The following is a 15,788-nucleotide window of genomic DNA, read 5'->3' on the forward strand; positions in this document are numbered from 1 at the left end:
CCCCCAGTTTAGTGGCTCCACCTGCGGCGGCGGCGTGTCGGCCGCCGCCCGGACGGACGCCCGCCGACCGCGTGCGGCGGGCGGAATCCTGCCGCGGCGATCCCCGCCCCGCCGCGTGGATCGCTCGGGCTCGACGGCTAAGATGGGCAGACACCCACCGCTCGGCGTCATCGACGCGCCCCGTCCGTCGAGCAACGAGGCCGCAGCGGCCGATGTCAGGGTGTACGAGAAACCGAGGTACAGGTGACGAAGCACGCGCTCTCCATGCAGGATGCGATCTTGAAGCTCCAGGAGTACTGGGCAGGCGTCGGCTGCATGGTGATGCAGCCTCTGAACGCAGAGGTCGGAGCCGGAACCGCGAACCCCTCGACCGCGCTCCGCGTGCTCGGTCCCGAGCCGTGGAAGGTCGCGTACGTCGAGCCCAGCGTGCGTCCGGACGACTCGCGCTACGGACTGAACCCCAACCGTCTGCAGACGCACCACCAGTTCCAGGTCATCCTCAAGCCCGAACCGGGCAACCCGCAGGAGCTCTACCTCAAGAGCCTCGAGGCCATCGGCGTCGACCTGCACGCCCACGACGTCCGCTTCGTCGAGGACAACTGGGCCTCCCCCGCACTCGGCGCCTGGGGGTTGGGCTGGGAGGTCTGGCTCGACGGCATGGAGATCACCCAGTTCACCTACTTCCAGCAGCTCGGCGGTCTCAACCTCAGCCCGATCCCGGTGGAGATCACCTACGGACTCGAGCGGATCCTGATGGCGCTCCAGGGCGTCGATCACTTCAAGGACATCGAGTACTCCGACGGCGTCTCCTACGGCGAGATCTTCGGCCAGTCCGAGTACGAGATGAGCCGGTACTACCTCGACGACGCCGACATCGAGACCTCTCGCGCGCTCTTCGACGCCTATGCCCTCGAGGCACGCAGGCTCGTCGAGAACCGCCTGCCCGTGCCGGCGTACAGCTTCGCCCTCAAGTGCAGCCATGCGTTCAACATCCTCGACGCACGCGGTGCCGTGAGCACGACGGAGCGCACCAAGGCCTTCTCGCTGATGCGCAACCTGGTGCGCGACTGCGCACGTCTGTGGGTCGAGATCCGCGACGAGCTCGATCACCCGCTCGGTGTCGCTCAGGCTCCCGAGGCCCTCTCCCGCGCCGACGCGCCCACCGTGTCCCCCGATGCGGCCCCCGCGGATGTGCTGTTCGAGATCGGCCTCGAAGAGCTGCCCGCATCGGAGGTCCCCGCGATCACCGTGACCGTGCGCGAGCTGCTGACGACGGCATTCGCGAGCACGCGTCTGGCCTTCGACGACCTTCGCGTCGACAGCACGCCGCGCCGTGTGGTGGTGCGGATCTCGGGTGTCCCCTCCGTCGAGTCCGAACTCGAGCACGTCGCGCGCGGTCCCCGGTGGACCGCGGCGTTCGACGAGGCCGGCGCTCCGACGAACGCGCTGAACGGATTCCTCCGCAAGAACGGCGCCGCCGTCGAGGAGATCGTCGAGGTCGACGTCAACGGCGTCCGCCATGTCGCGGTCACCCGCACGCTGCCCGGGCGCCCCGTGACCGAGGTCCTGTCGACGGTGTTCGAGCAGGTCGTGGGCGGTCTGCGCGCGGACAAGAACATCCGCTGGTCCGACCCCGAGCTCAGCTACGCCCGACCGATCCGCTGGCTCCTCGCCCTCTGGGGGACGGTGGAGATCCCGCTCGCCGTCTCGCAGGTGACGTCCGCCCGCACCACCCGTGTACTCCGCACGAGTGAGCCGCCCGTCCGCGAGGTCACCTCGCTCGAGGACTTCGACAGCATCCTGCGCGACGAGCACATCATCCTCGACCGCGATGCTCGCCGCGAGCTCATCGTCGACGCCGCCGAGAAGCTGGCCGCGTCCGTGGGCGGCACCATCGACATCGAGGGCGATGCCGGCCTGATCGACGAGATCACCGACCTGGTCGAAGCACCGGGCCCCCTGCTGGGCTCGTTCAGCGCCGAGTACCTCGAGGTGCCCTCGTCGGTGCTCACGACGGTGATGAAGAAGCACCAGCGCTATCTGCCGATCTGGGTCGACGGGGCGCTGAGCAACTCGTTCATCATCGTCGCCAACGGTCCGTTCGACGAGGCCGTGGTCCGCGGCGGCAACGAGAACGTCCTGCGTGCCCGGTTCGAGGATGCGAAGTTCTTCTGGCGCGCCGACCTCGAGAAGACCCCCGAGCAGTTCCGGTTGATGCTCGACAAGCTCCTCGTCGAGGACCGACTGGGATCCTTCCTCGACCGCTCGCGCCGCATCGAGGCGCTCGCCTCGGAGTTCGCCGAGATCGCCGACCTCGACGCGCAGGCCGCGACGGTCGTCCGCTCGGCGGGTGCCGTCGCGAAGTTCGACCTCGCCTCGCAGCTCGTCATCGAGTTCTCCGGCCTCGCCGGCACCATGGCGAAGGAGTACGCCGCGCGCGCGGGCTATGACGAGGCCACCAGCACCGCCCTCGAGGAGATGGAGCGACCGCGCTTCTCGGGCGCCGCTCTTCCCGAGACCGTGCCCGGTGCCGTGCTCTCGCTCGCCGATCGATTCGACCTGCTCACCGGGCTGACGACCGTCGGCATCAGCTCGACAGGAAGCTCCGATCCGTTCGGCATCCGCCGGATCGCCGGCGGCATCATCGCCGTCCTGCGCAGCCGGCCCGAGCTGGGCATCTCGATCGCTGAAGGCATCTCGCACGCGGCATCCGGTCTCGCCGTGCAGGGACTCGAGGTATCGGATGCCGTTCGCGCGGCCGTCCTCGACGTGCTGGGCAAGCGGTACTCGCAGCAGCTGACGTCCGAGGGGCATGAGATCGCCGTCGTGCGCGCCGCGCTGCCTCTGGTCGACAGCCCGAGTGCAGCGGATCACGCCATCGAGGCGATCGAATCCTGGCTCGGCTCCGAGAACTTCACAGCGGAGTTCGAGGCCCTGCTGCGCGTCGTGAACATCACGCCGGCCGACGTCGCCGGTGAGATCGCCGACGGCGGGTCCGCCGAAGACGCGGCGTTCGCCGCCGAGGTGCGTCGTTTCGACGACGCCCTCGCGGGCTCCGCGGGCATCGACACGTTCCTGACCGCCCTGCGGGACCTCGCGCCGCACATCGATCGCTTCTTCGGCGAGGTGCGGGTGCTCGACGACGACCCTCAGGTGCGTCGTGCGCGCCTCGGACTGCTCGGCGTCATCGCCGGTCACGCCAGGACGCAGGCGGACTGGGCGGAGCTCAAGCCGCTCGTCCCCTGAGCCGCCGCGTAGACGGACACACGCGAGAGGGTGCGCATCCATCGGATGCGCACCCTCTCGCGTTCACACTCTTCTGCTCATACTCTCGTCCGGCTATGCCCGCGTCACCAGCGGCCGAGTGCGACCGAGAGCACCGCGATCGCGGCCGGACCGGCGGTCGAGGTGCGCAGCACCGTCCGCCCCAGCAGCATCCGCTCCGCGCCGGCATCCGAGAGTCGAGCGAGCTCGTCGTCGGCGATACCGCCCTCGGGACCGACCACCAGCACGAGGTCACGGTCGTCGGGCTCGAGGTCCGACAGGCGCGTCGGCGCACCCGGATCGAGCAGAAGCATCCGTTGCGTCGAGGCGCGAACGGCGAGTTCGGCCGTCGTCACGGGAGTCGAGACCTCCGGAACCCAGGAGCGGTGCGCCTGCTTCGCCGCCTCACGGACGATGGTCGCCCAGCGCTCGCGTCCCTTCACGGCCTTCGGCCCGTCCCACCGCGAGACGCTGCGGCCCGCCTGCCACGGCACGATCTCGTCGACGCCGAGCTCGCACGCGGCCTGCACGGCGAGCTCGTCGCGATCGCCCTTCGCCAGAGCCTGCACCAGAACGATCCGGGGCCGCGGCGCAGGCTCCTCGGAGCGAGACGACACACGGACGTCGACCGATGACGGCGAGACCTGCTCGGCGACGCCGGTGAGCCAGACTCCCGCCCCGTCGCCGATCGTCACGGATTCGCCGACGCGGAGCCGGCGGACGACAGCGGCGTGCTTGGCCTCGCCTCCCGTGAGCGTCACGACGTCGCCGACCGCGGCGTCGGAGGCGGACGCGAGCAGGAAGTGCAGAGCCATCGGTGCCCCGATCAGTGCGTACGGAAGCGGTCGCGGAGCTTCGAGAACAGGCCCTGCTGGAACTGCGCCAGCTGGGGTCCCGGAGCCTTGGTCTTCTTGGCGAAGTCCTCGATGAGCGCGCGCTGCGCCGAATCGAGCTTCGTAGGCGTGACCACCTGCACGCCCACCCGCAGGTCACCGCGCTGCGTGCCGCGCAGAGGCGTGATGCCACGCCCCTTGATCGTCAGCACGTCGCCGGACTGCACGCCGGACCGGATCTCCAGCTCGACCTCTCCGTCGAGTCCCTGGATCGTCGTCTCGGTGCCGAGCACGGCATCCGGCATCGACACCTCGAGGGTCGCGAGCAGGTCATCGCCGTCGCGGCTGAAGGTCGGGTGCGGGTTGACCGTGACCTCGACGTACAGGTCGCCGTGCGGGCCGCCCGCCTTGCCGACCTCTCCGGAGCCGGGCAGCTGCAACCGCAGTCCGGTCTCCACACCGGCGGGGATGTCCAGCGAGACGGTGCGGCGGGAGCGCACGCGTCCCTGTCCCCCGCACGTGCCGCAGGGGTACGGAATCGTCGTTCCGTAGCCCTCGCAGGTGCCGCAGGGCTGAGAGGTGACGACGTTGCCGAGCAGGCTGCGCACCTGTCGCTGCACATGGCCGGATCCGCCGCAGATGTCGCAGGTGACCGGCGAGGTGCCCTCCTGGCAGCACGATCCGTTGCACGTCTCGCAGAGCACGGCCGTGTCGACCTCGATGTCCCGGTGGGCGCCGAAGACCACGTCGCCCAGGTCGAGAGTGACGCGAACGAGTGCATCCTGTCCGCGCTCCCGTCGTGACCGCGGACGTGCTCCGCGTCCGCCGCCCTGACCGGCGCCGAAGAACGTCTCGAAGATGTCGCCGAAACCGCCGAAACCGCTGAAGTTCCCGGCTGCTCCGTCGCCACCGCCCATGTCGTACCGACGGCGGGAGTCGTCGTCGCTCAGCACGTCGTAGGCGTGCGTGACGAGCTTGAACTTCTCGGCCGCGTCCTCGCCGGGGTTCACGTCGGGGTGAAGCTGACGGGCGAGGCGTCGATAGGCCTTCTTGATCTCGTCGGTGGAGGCGTCACGGGAGACGCCCAATACCTCATAGTGGTCTGCCACGTTGGCCCTTCCAGGTGTGTCGTTGTGTGAGCGCCCGCGTCAGCGGGACGCCTCGTCTTCGTCGAGCATCCGCGACAGATAGCGGGCCACGGCCCGCGCTGCCGCCAGGTTGCTCGGATAGTCCATGCGGGTGGGCCCCATCACGCCGACCCGCGCCATGCCGCTGGGCGCGGCGTAGTTGCTCGCGACGATCGACGCCTCGCCCAGACCGAATGATGCGTTCTCAGTGCCGATGCTGGCCGCGAGACCGTGGGAGTCGGCTTCCATCTCGCTCATCAGCCGCAACAGGGTCACCTGCTCCTCGATCGCCTCGAGGAGCGGGTGGATGCTGCCGCGGAAGTCCTGCTCGCGCCGGGCGAGTGTCGCGGCCCCCGCCATGACCAGTCGTTCCTGCCGGAATGCGCCGAGCTCTTCGATGATGATCGCCGCGAGAGCTCGCAACGCGACGTCGTCGGAATGCTCGTCCGCGGCGAGCAGAGCCTGCAGCCGATCGGCGGCATCGCTCACCGCGCGCTGCGTGATCAGGGCCGACAGCCGCGCGCGCAGCAGCGCCATGTCGGTCTCGTCGACGTCGACCGGCAGCGGAGCCATGCGCTGCGACACTCCCCCGGCGTCGGTGACCAGAACGATGAGCAGACGATTGGGGGCCAGCGCCACGAGCTCGATGTGCGTCAGTCGCGCGCGAGCGAACGACGGGTACTGCGCGAGAGCGACCTGTCCGGTGAGCTGGGTGAGCACGCGGACGGTGCGCACCATGAGATCGTCGAGATCGGACGGAGCCGTGAGGAAGGACTCGATCGCGGTGCGCTGCGCGACCGTGAGAGGACGCAACTGCGCGAGGTGGTCGACGAAGACGCGGTAGCCCTTGTCGGTCGGAACGCGGCCCGAAGACGTGTGCGGGGCAGTGATCAGCTCCTCGTCCTCGAGCAGAGCCATGTCGTTGCGGATCGTCGCCGCCGACACTCCGAACGAGTAGCGATCGACGATGGAACGGCTGCCGACGGGCTCGTGCGTCTCGACGTAGTCCTGCACGATCGCCCGGAGAACCTGGAGGCCTCTTTCACTGACCATCGCAACTCCCTCCCTCTGGCACTCACTGACTTCGAGTGCCAATTCTACCCGCCGAGGCGGGCGCCGCGCTGATCGCCCTACGATGACGGGTATGAGTGTCGCGCCGCAGGTCACCGTGTCCGCCGGAATCGTGCGCGGCGAGGCTGTCGACGGGGTGCACCGATACCTCGGAATCCCCTACGCCGCCGCCCCGTTCGGGCCGGACCGCTTCCGGGCTCCTCGGTCGACTCCCGCGTGGGAGGGCGTCCGCGACGCCGTGAGTTTCGGACCGACCTCTCCTCAGCATCCGTACCCCGGCGCCATCGGCGATCTGCTCGGTTCGGTCGAGATCCCCGGAGACGAGATCCTCTCGGTCAACATCTGGGCTCCGGAGGATGCGGACGGTGCACCGGTCGTCCTCTGGATCCACGGTGGCGCACTCGAGCGCGGCACCGCCGCACTCCCCCTGTACGACGGATCCGGGTTCGCTCGGGCGGGCATCGTGTTCGCCTCGATCAACTACCGCCTGGGATCCGAGGGCTTCTCGGTGCTCACGGGGGCTCCCCGGAACCTGGGACTCCAGGACGCCGCCGCGGGACTCGCCTGGGTGCACGAGGAAATCGCGTCGTTCGGCGGCGATCCCTCGCAGATCACCGTCATGGGCGAATCCGCCGGCGGCGCCATCGTCGCCGGTCTGCTCGCCGTCGCCTCGTCGCGGGAGCTGATCTCGCGGGCGATCATCGAATCCGGACCACTCGAGGCGCAGACCGCGAAGAAGGCCGGGCGCGTCACGGCGCAGCTGGCGAAGCGGCTCGGCATCAGGGCCGACCGCGCGAGCTTCCTCGGAGCATCTCCCGCGAAGCTGCTCCATGCGCGACGGCAGCAGTCCTCCGGCTCCTCTCCGCTGGGTGGAGCGCCCGGATTCCAGTTCGCCGTGGACGCCGAGTCGCTGCCTCGCTCGCCCCACGAGGTGCTCGCCGACACGGACCTGCCCCTGCTCATCGGAAGCAACACCGATGAATACCGACTCTGGTTCCCTCCGGCTGCGCTGGCGGGAATCAGCGAGGCGAAGCTCTTGCTCGCACGACTCGCTCTGCGGATCCCGCGAAAAGCGGTCGCGGCCTATCGATCGACCTTCCCCGGTGCCTCCACCGGCGAGATATTCGGCCAGCTCGCCACCGACATCATGCTCCGCGCGCCGCTGACCCGACTGGCGCTGGCGCGTCACGCACCCACGTTCGTCTACGAGTTCGCATGGCAGAGTCGAGTCCGCGACCTGCGTGCGGCGCACGCCCTGGAGCTCGGCTTCGTGTTCGATCGCCTCGGCGACCCCGAGGCGCAGCGGCTCGCCGGACAGGATGCCCCGCAGAGACTCGCGGACGAGATGCACAGAGCATGGATCTCATTCATCAAGACCGGCAACCCCGGGTGGCCGGAGTTCGGCACGGAGAGGACCACGCGCCTGTTCGACACCGAGAGCTCCACCGTCACGCAGCGCCGGACGGACGCCCTCGACATGCTGCCATAGCGGTCCGCCGGCAGGATCAGTCGGTGAGCTCGCGCACGACCGCATCGGCGAGCAGGCGTCCGCGAAGGGTGAGCTGCACCCTGCCCCGCACCGCCGCGCCGGGGTCGACGAGACCGTCGGCGATCAGCCCGGCGACGCGCGTGCGACGCTCCGCGGGCAGGTCGGCGATCGCGATCCCTTCACGGATGCGGCTCAGCAGCAGGACCCGCTCCAGGGTGCGCGACGCCTCGTCCGGCCGCTCCGTGCCCGCGGCGGGCGACTCGGCGGCGGCGAGCCGCTGGGCGTAGGCGGCGGGATGCTTGACGTTCCACCAGCGCAGACCAGCGACGTGGCTGTGCGCACCGGGCCCGAAACCCCACCAGTCGTTGCCCCGCCAGTAGGCGAGGTTGTGCCGGGACCGCTGCTGCTCGGACCGCGACCAGTTGCTCACCTCGTACCAGTCGAAACCGGCGGCGGCGAGACGGGCGTCGGCCAGCTCGTACATGTCGGCCTGCAGGTCGTCGTCGGGGGCGGGCACCTCGCCGCGGCGGATCTGACGGGCGAGCTTGGTGCCGTCCTCGATGATCAGCGCGTAGGCGGAGACGTGATCGGAGTCCAGCGCGAGCGCCGCATCGAGCGAGGCCTCCCAGTCGCCGAGCGTCTCCCCCGGAGCGCCGTAGATGAGGTCGACGCTCACCGCGAGCCCCGCCTCCTTCGCCGCGGCGACGGCCGTCGTGACGTTGTCGGGGTGGTGCGTCCGGTCCAGCGCCGCCAGCACGTGCGGCACGGCCGACTGCATGCCGATGGAGAGGCGCGTGACTCCTGCATCCGCCAGCGTGCGCGCCACCTGCGGCGTCACCGTGTCGGGATTCGCCTCGACGGTGACCTCGGCCCCGTCCACCAGCCCGAAGGCGTCCGTCGCCGCATCGAGCATCCGCGCGAGGTCGCCGGGCGGGAGCAGCGTGGGCGTGCCTCCGCCGAAGAACACCGTGTCCATCGCACGGAGGGCACCGGCATCGGCGAGCACCCGTCGTGCGAGGTCGATCTCGCCGATCAGCGTCGTGGCGTAGTCCTCCTGCTTCGCTCCGCGGAGCTCGCTCGACGTGTACGTGTTGAAGTCGCAGTAGCCGCACCGGACACGGCAGAACGGCACGTGCAGGTATGCCGAGAAGGGCACTGCGGGGTCGACGGAGAGATCCGACGGCAGGTGCCCGTCGGTCGGGGCCGGGTCTCCGAGCGGCAGAGGACCGGGCATCAGTGACGCACGGCCATCAGACCGGAGTCGCGTAGAGCGGCGAGATGGCCCGCAGGTAGCGGGAGAAGAGCTCTCGGCGGCGACGCTTCACCAGCGGAGGCACGAGGCGGTAGAGCAGGGAGTTCGGCGCGTCGAAGGCGCGCACCGAGAACCAGACCTCGTCGTTGTCCTCGCGCCAGTCGATGTCGAAGGACTCCTCACCGCGCACGACGGAACCGCCGACCGTGCCCAGCACGAAGCCGATGCGGCGCTTCTCCTCGGTGACCGAGATGACGCGCAGCTCGGCATCCGCGCGCATGCCCGCGACCCGCCCGTGCAGCTTCAGGGTCATGCCCGGGCCTGCGAACGGCGTGCCCTCGGCATCGAAGCGCTGTTCGACGTCGTTCTTGCTCGGCGCGATCGGGGTGCCCTCCGCGTCGAAGCTCACGCCGGCGTACGCCGGACCCGGTGCCGGACGCACATCGTCGACTTTCAGTCCGGATGCCCGCTGCGCGGTCCACGTGAGAAGCGACTCGCCCGCGGACTGGAACCGCTCGAAGCCGCTCCCGATCCGCCACGAGTTCTCCGCCGGGAGGCTGCGCTCCGGCGGGTACTGCATCAGATCGGGCGCGTGGGTCGCACCCACGGCCGCATAGTCCACCGTGTCGTCTCGGAAAGTCCCGCGCCGCATGAGAACCAGCCTACTTGTCGTTGTCTGGACGATCACCCTCACGCGCCGAGCCCCGCCCGACGCGCGAGCCCACTACTTCTTGTCCTTGCCCTCGACGTCGCCGGAGAGCGCCGCGATGAACGCCTCCTGGGGGACCTCGACGCGGCCGACCATCTTCATGCGCTTCTTGCCCTCCTTCTGCTTCTCGAGGAGCTTCCGCTTGCGGCTGATGTCACCGCCGTAGCACTTGGCGAGCACGTCCTTGCGCAGCGCCCTGATCGTCTCGCGGGCGATGATCCTGGCGCCGATGGCGGCCTGGATCGGCACCTCGAAGTTCTGGCGAGGGATGAGCTTGCGCAGTCGCTCCGTCATGAGCGTGCCGTAGGCATAGGCCTTGTCTCGGTGGACGATCGAGCTGAACGCGTCGACCTTGTCGCCCTGCAGCAGGATGTCGACCTTCACGAGGTCCGCTTCCTGCTGTCCGGCGGGCTCGTAGTCGAGCGAGGCGTAGCCCTGGGTCTTGGACTTGAGCTGGTCGAAGAAGTCGAAGACGATCTCTCCGAGCGGCATCATGTAGCGCAGCTCGACCCGCTCCTCGGAGAAGTACTCCATGCCCAGCAGCGCGCCGCGGCGTGTCTGGCACAGCTCCATGACGGTTCCGACGTAGTCCTTCGGAAGCAGGATGGCGGTCTTCACCATGGGCTCGGACACGGAGCCGATGCGCCCGTCCGGGTACTCGCTCGGATTCGTGACCGTCACGGTCTCGCCCGTGTCCGAGGTGAGCACTTCGTAGATCACACTGGGCGCCGTGGTGATGAGGTCGAGGCCGAACTCGCGCTCCAGGCGCTCGGTGATGATCTCGAGGTGCAGCAGACCGAGGAATCCGCAGCGGAAGCCGAACCCGAGGGCCACGGACGTCTCCGGCTCGTACTGCAGGGATGCATCGGACAGCTTGAGCTTGTCGAGCGCCTCACGGAGGTCGGCGTAGTCGCTGCCGTCGATCGGGTAGACACCCGAGAACACCATCGGCTTGGGGTCGGTGTAGCCGGGGAGAGCCTCGGTCGCGGGCTTGCGCGCCGTCGTGATCGTGTCTCCGACCTTCGAGAGGCGCACGTCCTTCACTCCCGTGATGAGATAGCCAACCTCGCCGACACCGAGCCCCTTCGTGGGCACGGGCTCCGGGCTCGACACACCGACCTCGAGCGCCTCGTGAGTCGCGCCCGTGGACATCATCTGGATGCGCTCGCGCGGAGACAGGCCGCCGTCGATCATGCGGACGTAGGTGACGACACCGCGGTATGCGTCGTACACGGAGTCGAAGATCATCGCGCGCGCCGGCGCGTCGGCGTCGCCGACCGGGGCCGGGATGTCCCGCACGAGGCGGTCGAGGAGCTCCTCGACGCCCACGCCGGTCTTGCCGGACACACGCAGGACGTCTTCGGGCTTGCCGCCGATGAGGGAGGCGAGTTCCTTGGCGTACTTGTCCGGATCGGCCGCGGGCAGGTCGATCTTGTTCAGCACCGGGATGATGTGCAGATCGTTCTCGAGCGCCAGGTACAGGTTCGCCAGCGTCTGGGCCTCGATGCCCTGTGCCGCGTCGACGAGCAGGATCGCGCCCTCGCAGGCGGCGAGAGAACGCGACACCTCATACGTGAAGTCGACGTGGCCGGGGGTGTCGATCATGTTGAGGGCGAACACCTCTTCCGGTCCCTCAGCGTCACGAAGGGCCCACGGCATCCGCACCGCCTGGCTCTTGATGGTGATGCCGCGCTCGCGCTCGATGTCCATGCGGTCCAGGTACTGGGCGCGCATGTCGCGATCCGAGACCACGCCGGTGATCTGGAGCATGCGGTCGGCGAGGGTCGACTTGCCGTGGTCGATGTGGGCGATGATGCAGAAGTTGCGGATCTGCTTCGCGGGCGTCGCGGCAGGCTGAAGCGGAGTGAGAGCGCGTGGTGACATGTCCCGTCGATTCTACGGTGAGGCGAGGCTAATGCCCGATTCACCAGATCCGGTGTTAGTCTTCCGAGGTTGCCCGGGGGCCATCCGTGACACCGGATCCCGTGAGCGGTAGGACTCCGTCACAGACAAGGTGAAGGCGTCGCGTCGCGCAGATCGGCAGATGGTGATTGACTGTCTCTTCGACTCAGCGTTGCGTCGGCAGATCCCGAGCGCGTCTGAACAAGAGAAAGAATCATCACCTTGATCAAGTATCTGTTGCGTCGAGCGGTCGGCTGGTTGCTCATGATCGTGATTGCGACCAACGTCACCTACTTCCTGGCGTGGAGCTTCCTGGATCCCCGGAGCAATTACGTCGGACGACGCCCCCCGCTCAGTCCCGACGAGATCACCCGGATGCTGGAGCCGTTCAATCTGAGCGACACCGTCCCGCTGGTCGAGCGATGGTGGACCTGGTTCAGCGGCATCCTCTTCCGCTGGGACTGGGGCCAGAGCCCCGTCGGTCAGTCGGTGAACGACCAGATCGCCTACCGCATGTGGGTGTCCGCAGAGCTCGTGATCGGCGCCACCATCCTCGGAGCGGTGCTCGGTATCGGACTCGGCGTCTACACCGCCTCGCGCCAGTACAAGCTGGGTGACCGCATCGGTCAGGCCACGTCCATCGTCACGATGAACATCCCGATCGTCGTCGCGGCGCTCGGCATCGTGCTCCTCGCCATCGCCTTCAACGAGTGGGTGGGTGTGCGCGTCTTCTACGTGACGGGCGCGGGCAGCAAGGGGGTCGAGGGCTTCTTCCCCTACCTCCTCGACAAGCTGCAGCATCTGACGCTGCCGACCATCGCGCTCGTCTTCACGGGCTACGCGAACTACCACCTGCTGCAGCGCTCGCTCCTGCTGGACAACATCAAGGCCGACTATGTGCGCACCGCACGCGCGAAGGGTCTGACCAAGCAGCAGGCGATCCGCAAGCACGCACTCCGTCCCTCGCTCATCCCGGTGGCCACACAGCTCGCCTTCACGATCCCCACCGTCTTCACCGGCGCGATCCTCACGGAGTCGATCTTCGGCTGGAACGGCATGGGCAAGTACTTCATCGACACGATCAGCAAGAACGACGTGCACGGTGTGGTCGCCGTCGCGGCCTTCGGTGCCGTGCTCACCGCCATCGGCGCGATCCTCGCGGACATCGCCGTCGTCGCCCTCGATCCGCGAGTGAGAGTGAGCTGACATGACCACGGAAATGATCGACCCCACGCTGCACCCGGATGAGCCTCAGGTGCCGGCCGCTGTCCAGCGCAAACGGATGTCGACCTTCAACCTCTACTACCGCCGCTTCATGCGGAACAGGCCAGCGGTCTTCGGAGTCTTCGTCTTCATCGCCCTCGTGCTCTTCTCGATCATCGGGCCTCTGGTCGCCAAGTACGACCACATCTACCTCGACTTCCTGAACCTCGGCACCCCGCCGTCGGCCGAGCACTGGTTCGGCACGACTCCGGCCGGCAACGACCTGTTCGCTCAGGCGTCGATCGGGCTGCAGCGCTCACTCATGATCGCCGTCACGGTGTCGGTCGGCACGACAGTCCTCTCGGCCATCGTCGGCACGGCTGCGGCCTACTTCGGCGGACGCGTCGAGCGTTGGACCCTGCTCCTCATCCACTTCCTCATGGTGATCCCGACCTTCCTGATCCTCGCGCTGGTGTCGAACACCGCCGGCGGCGACTGGCGGGTCATCGCGCTCGCGCTCATCTTCATCGGCTGGTTCTTCCAGGCCAGGGTGATCTGGACCATGGCGCTCTCCCTTCGTGAGCGGGAGTACGTGGAGGCCGCCCGATACATGGGTGTGCGCGGAATGAGGATCGTCATGCGACACCTCATCCCGAACATCGGATCGCTGCTCGTCATCAACTTCACCCTCGGAGTCGTGGCGGCCGTCATGACCGAGACCGGACTGTCGTTCATCGGCTTCGGCGTCAAGATCCCCGACGTGTCACTCGGCTCGCTCATCGGCAGCGGCGCCAACAGCATCACCAGCGCGCCGTGGCTGTTCTACTTCCCCGCCATCGCCCTCGTCATGCTCACCGTCTCGATGGCGCTCGTGGCTGATGGCCTGCGCGACGCGCTCGATCCCACCTCTGCGGCAGGAGGCCGCGCATGAGCACCTACTCTGCAACCACAGTCCTTTCCGTCCGAGACCTGAGCGTCAGCTTCCCCTCCGAAGCGGGTCGCGTCGACGCCGTGCGCGGCGTCTCCTTCGACCTCGAGGCGGGCAAAACGCTCGGCATCGTGGGCGAGTCCGGATCGGGCAAGTCGGTCACGTCCCTGGCGATCATGGGCCTGCTCGACGACAACGCGAAGGTCACCGGCTCGATCGTCTTCGACGGCCAGGAGCTGCTCGGCAAGAGCGACAAGCAGATGTCGATGATCCGCGGCAACGGCATGACGATGGTGTTCCAGGATCCGCTCACCTCGCTCACCCCGGTGTTCACGATCGGCGACCAGCTGATCGAGGCGCTCACGGTGCACCGCAACCTCTCGAAGCGCGAGTCCTGGGATCGATCCGTCGAACTGCTCACCCTGGTCGGGATTCCCGAGCCGGAGAAGCGGATGAAGTCCTTCCCGCACGAATTCTCGGGCGGTATGCGTCAGCGCGTCGTGATCGCGATCGCGATGGCGAACAACCCGAAGCTGATCATCTGCGACGAGCCGACGACCGCTCTCGACGTCACGATCCAGGCGCAGATTCTCGATCTGATCGAGAAGGCGCAGGGCGAGACGGGTGCCGCGGTGATCATGATCACCCACGACATGGGTGTGGTCGCGCGCACCGCCGACGACGTCATCGTGATGTACGCCGGCAAACCCGTCGAGCACGCCGAGGCGCGGGAGCTGTTCCACCGCACCCGGATGCCGTACTCGATCGGACTCCTCGGCGCGATCCCCCGCGTCGACAAGTCGGAGAAGCAGCCCCTCGTCCCGATCAAGGGCAACCCGCCGTTGCTCATCGATCTGCCGGACGCCTGTCCGTTCGCCGACCGGTGCCCCATCGTCATGGACGCGTGCCGCACGCGGGAGCCCGAGCTGCTGCCCGTCACCACCGGAACGGATGCCGCGCACAGCGCCGCATGCATCCGTGCGAACGAGATCGAGGACGGCGGTCTGATCGGCGGTCTGCCGGTGTTCCCCATTCCGGTGATCCCCGAGAGCGACCTGACGCGCACTCCGCGCGAGCAGCGACCGGTGACCCTCGAGGTCCGCAATCTCAACAAGACCTTCTCGCTGATGAAGGGCGCCATCTTCAAGCGCAAGGTCGGCGAGGTGCACGCGGTCAAGGGCCTCACCTTCGATGTTCGCGAGGGCGAGACGATGGCCATCGTCGGTGAGTCCGGGTCGGGCAAGACCACGACGCTGCTGCAGATCATGGACTTCGCCAAGCAGGACGACGGCGACATCATCGTGGCCGGCACCAGCGTCGGATCGATCACGAGCGGCAAGCAGGAGCGAGCGCTGAGGCGCGATATCCAGATCGTCTTCCAGGACCCGATGGGCGCCCTCGACCCGCGTATGACCGTGAGCGCGATCATCGCCGAGCCGATGATCGCCATCGGTGTCAAGCGAGAAGACGCTCACCGTCGAGTCCAGGAGCTGATGGACCTCGTGGGGCTGAACCCGGCGCACCTCGACCGGTTCCCCGGAGCGTTCTCCGGCGGACAGCGACAGCGCATCGGCATCGCCCGTGCACTCTCGACGAATCCGAAGATCGTCGTCCTCGACGAGCCGGTATCCGCGCTCGACGTCTCCATCCAGGCCGGCGTCATCAACCTCCTCGATGAGCTGAAGGTCAAGCTCGGCCTGTCGTACCTGTTCGTCGCACACGACCTCTCGGTGGTCCGTCACATCGCCGACCGCGTCGCTGTCATGTACCTCGGCGAGTTCGTCGAGCACGGCGATGTCGACGACGTGTTCGACAACCCCCAGCACCCCTACACGCAAGCGCTGCTGTCGGCGATCCCCGTCCCGGACCCCGACATCGAGCGCAGTCGTCAGCGCGTGGTCTTCGATGCGGAGACGATGTCGACCCGACCGCTCGTCTCCTGAGCTGCCCCGGTCACTGTCCGATAACGGTTACGGGATATTCACTCGTGCACCCGAGCCTTTCGGGCGA

Annotated in this window: 11 protein-coding genes; 5 read left to right on the forward strand and 6 right to left on the reverse strand. The window is 68.0% G+C overall.

Annotation, left to right across the window (positions count from 1 at the left end; translation table 11 throughout):
• Positions 1-243 precede the first annotated feature (243 nt).
• A complete protein-coding gene (locus tag ASD43_RS12915; protein WP_200946590.1) occupies positions 244-3,246 on the forward strand; it encodes a glycine--tRNA ligase in 3,003 nt (1,000 codons plus the stop codon).
• Between the two features lie 104 nt (positions 3,247-3,350).
• On the opposite strand, the gene ASD43_RS12920 is transcribed toward ASD43_RS12915, so the two are convergent.
• Genes ASD43_RS12920 through hrcA form a run of 3 tightly spaced genes read right to left on the reverse strand, consistent with a single transcriptional unit; the run spans position 3,351 to position 6,277 of the window.
• Positions 3,351-4,079 (reverse strand): 16S rRNA (uracil(1498)-N(3))-methyltransferase, encoded by a 729-nt coding sequence (locus tag ASD43_RS12920; RefSeq protein WP_056418209.1) that lies wholly within the window; start codon positions 4,077-4,079, stop codon positions 3,351-3,353.
• 11 nt (positions 4,080-4,090) lie between these two features.
• A complete protein-coding gene (gene dnaJ, locus ASD43_RS12925; RefSeq protein ID WP_056418212.1) occupies positions 4,091-5,206 on the reverse strand; it encodes a molecular chaperone DnaJ in 1,116 nt (371 codons plus the stop codon).
• Positions 5,207-5,245: 39 nt separating this feature from the next.
• Positions 5,246-6,277, reverse strand: coding sequence for a heat-inducible transcriptional repressor HrcA (gene hrcA, locus ASD43_RS12930; RefSeq protein ID WP_056418215.1), 1,032 nt, complete (start codon positions 6,275-6,277; stop codon positions 5,246-5,248).
• Positions 6,278-6,368: 91 nt separating this feature from the next.
• Here hrcA and ASD43_RS12935 point away from each other — a divergent pair, with 91 nt between their 5' ends.
• On the forward strand, positions 6,369-7,784 hold the full coding sequence (locus ASD43_RS12935) for a carboxylesterase/lipase family protein (RefSeq protein ID WP_056418217.1): 1,416 nt from the start codon (positions 6,369-6,371) through the stop codon (positions 7,782-7,784).
• A 16-nt stretch (positions 7,785-7,800) separates the two neighbouring features.
• Here ASD43_RS12935 and hemW read toward each other — a convergent pair whose 3' ends face one another.
• The 3 genes from hemW to lepA all read right to left on the reverse strand — a co-directional run bounded on the left by hemW (position 7,801) and on the right by lepA (position 11,629).
• Positions 7,801-9,018 (reverse strand): radical SAM family heme chaperone HemW, encoded by a 1,218-nt coding sequence (gene hemW / locus ASD43_RS12940; protein WP_056418220.1) that lies wholly within the window; start codon positions 9,016-9,018, stop codon positions 7,801-7,803.
• A gap of 16 nt (positions 9,019-9,034) precedes the next feature.
• The gene (locus ASD43_RS12945; RefSeq protein ID WP_045254603.1) at positions 9,035-9,688 is read right to left on the reverse strand and encodes a DUF1990 family protein; all 654 of its coding nucleotides are present in this window, start codon (positions 9,686-9,688) and stop codon (positions 9,035-9,037) included.
• 72 nt (positions 9,689-9,760) lie between these two features.
• Complete coding sequence (lepA, locus tag ASD43_RS12950; RefSeq protein WP_056418223.1) at positions 9,761-11,629, reverse strand: translation elongation factor 4; 1,869 nt, start codon at positions 11,627-11,629, stop codon at positions 9,761-9,763.
• A gap of 240 nt (positions 11,630-11,869) precedes the next feature.
• Here lepA and ASD43_RS12955 point away from each other — a divergent pair, with 240 nt between their 5' ends.
• Genes ASD43_RS12955 through ASD43_RS12965 form a run of 3 tightly spaced genes read left to right on the forward strand, consistent with a single transcriptional unit; the run spans position 11,870 to position 15,721 of the window.
• On the forward strand, positions 11,870-12,853 hold the full coding sequence (locus tag ASD43_RS12955) for an ABC transporter permease (protein WP_045254605.1): 984 nt from the start codon (positions 11,870-11,872) through the stop codon (positions 12,851-12,853).
• Between the two features lies 1 nt (position 12,854).
• On the forward strand, positions 12,855-13,781 hold the full coding sequence (locus ASD43_RS12960; RefSeq protein WP_082068963.1) for an ABC transporter permease: 927 nt from the start codon (positions 12,855-12,857) through the stop codon (positions 13,779-13,781).
• The gene (locus ASD43_RS12965) at positions 13,778-15,721 is read left to right on the forward strand and encodes an ABC transporter ATP-binding protein (protein WP_056418227.1); all 1,944 of its coding nucleotides are present in this window, start codon (positions 13,778-13,780) and stop codon (positions 15,719-15,721) included. Before ASD43_RS12960 ends, ASD43_RS12965 begins: the two co-directional genes overlap by 4 nt.
• Positions 15,722-15,788 lie beyond the last annotated feature (67 nt).

Source organism: Microbacterium sp. Root553, from assembly GCF_001426995.1.
GTDB lineage: Bacteria > Actinomycetota > Actinomycetes > Actinomycetales > Microbacteriaceae > Microbacterium.

Coding starts and splice junctions, on each gene's coding strand:
- hrcA (WP_056418215.1), bottom strand. CDS start 6,277: ATGGTCAGTGAAAGAGGCCTCCAGGTTCTCCGGGCGATCGTGCAGGAC.
- ASD43_RS12935 (WP_056418217.1), top strand. CDS start 6,369: ATGAGTGTCGCGCCGCAGGTCACCGTGTCCGCCGGAATCGTGCGCGGC.
- ASD43_RS12920 (WP_056418209.1), bottom strand. CDS start 4,079: ATGGCTCTGCACTTCCTGCTCGCGTCCGCCTCCGACGCCGCGGTCGGC.
- ASD43_RS12945 (WP_045254603.1), bottom strand. CDS start 9,688: ATGCGGCGCGGGACTTTCCGAGACGACACGGTGGACTATGCGGCCGTG.
- ASD43_RS12960 (WP_082068963.1), top strand. CDS start 12,855: ATGACCACGGAAATGATCGACCCCACGCTGCACCCGGATGAGCCTCAG.
- hemW (WP_056418220.1), bottom strand. CDS start 9,018: ATGCCCGGTCCTCTGCCGCTCGGAGACCCGGCCCCGACCGACGGGCAC.
- ASD43_RS12965 (WP_056418227.1), top strand. CDS start 13,778: ATGAGCACCTACTCTGCAACCACAGTCCTTTCCGTCCGAGACCTGAGC.
- lepA (WP_056418223.1), bottom strand. CDS start 11,629: ATGTCACCACGCGCTCTCACTCCGCTTCAGCCTGCCGCGACGCCCGCG.